Below are 1,543 nucleotides of genomic sequence, written 5' to 3' on the forward strand. Positions count from 1 at the left end.
TCGCCACCCCCCTCAACCTCACCACCATCAGCAAAAACCCCACCATCCCCCCACTCCTCCGCAACCTCATCCCCCGCCACACCCCAACCACCACCATCCATACGACGGATGAGGCGTCGCTGCTGACGTTGGTGCTTGAGCACGTCGCGACGACGCTGGGGTACACGGACGCGGGCACGATCGACGCGGGCACGGCGTTCCAAGGCCTCGGCTTCGACTCACTCACGGCGGTCGAGCTGCGCAACCGCCTCGGCACGGCCACCGGCCTGCGGCTGCCTGCCACGGTCACGTTCGACCACCCGACGCCTGCCGCGCTCGCGGAGTTCCTGCACAGCAAGCTGTCCGGTCAGCAGGCCGGCCGTCAGATGGAGGCGCGGGAATCGGCGGACGAGCCGATCGTGATCGTCGGCATGGCCTGCCGATACCCCGGCGACGTGAACACGCCGGAGGACCTGTGGAACATGCTGGTCTCGGGCTCGGAGGGAATCTCGGAGTTCCCCGCGGACCGTGGCTGGGACCTCGATGCGGTGTACGACCCTGAGAGCTCACGGCCGGGCACCACCTACTCGGCGGTGGGCGGATTCCTGCACGACGCGGGCGACTTCGACCCCGCGTTCTTCGGGATCAGCCCGCGCGAAGCCGCCGCCATGGACCCGCAGCAGCGCCTGTTGCTGGAGACGTCCTGGGAGGCGCTGGAGAGCGCCGGTGTCGACCCGGTCTCGCTGCGCGGCAGCGATACCGGTGTGTTCGCGGGCGCCATGTACCGCGACTACTCCAGCAGGTTCACGACCGCGCCCAAGGGCAACGAGGACGTGGTGGGCACGGGCAACGCCGGAGCTGTCACGTCCGGTCGCGTCTCGTACGGACTCGGCCTGGAGGGGCCGTCGATGACGGTCGACACCGCATGCTCCTCCTCACTGGTGGCCACACATCTTGCCGCGCAGGCACTGCGGTCGGGCGAGTGCTCACTGGCGCTGGCCGGCGGTGTCACGATCATGGCTACGCCGGATCCGTTCGTGGAGTTCAGCCGCCAGCGGGGACTCGCGACGGACGGCCGCTGCAAGGCGTTCTCCGGCGACGCGGACGGCACCGGCATCTCCGAAGGGGTCGGCCTGCTCCTGCTGGAGCGGCTGTCCGACGCGGAGCGCAACGGGCGCCGGATCCTCGGAATCGTCCGTGGCTCCGCGGTCAATCAGGACGGCGCGTCCAACGGCCTGACCGCACCCAACGGCCCGTCACAGGAACGGGTCATCCTGCAGGCACTGGCCAACGCCCGTCTCGAACCGTCCGATGTGGACATCGTGGAGGCGCACGGCACCGGCACCACACTGGGCGACCCCATCGAGGCACAAGCCCTCCTCGCCACCTACGGCCAAGGCCGCCCCGCACACCGCCCCCTGCACCTCGGCTCCCTCAAATCCAACATCGGCCACACCCAAGCAGCCGCCGGCGTCGGCGGCATCATCAAAATGATCATGGCCATGCGCCACGAAACCATGCCCCAAACCCTCCACATCAACCAACCCACCCCCCACGTCGACTG

Annotated in this window: 1 pseudogene; it reads left to right on the forward strand. The window is 69.0% G+C overall.

Annotation, left to right across the window (positions count from 1 at the left end):
• Positions 1-110: 110 nt before the first annotated feature.
• Positions 111-1,543 (forward strand): annotated as a pseudogene (locus tag ACZ60Q_RS35990) (type I polyketide synthase); the annotation flags it as partial.

This window comes from Streptomyces sp. NPDC104313, from assembly GCF_055583985.1.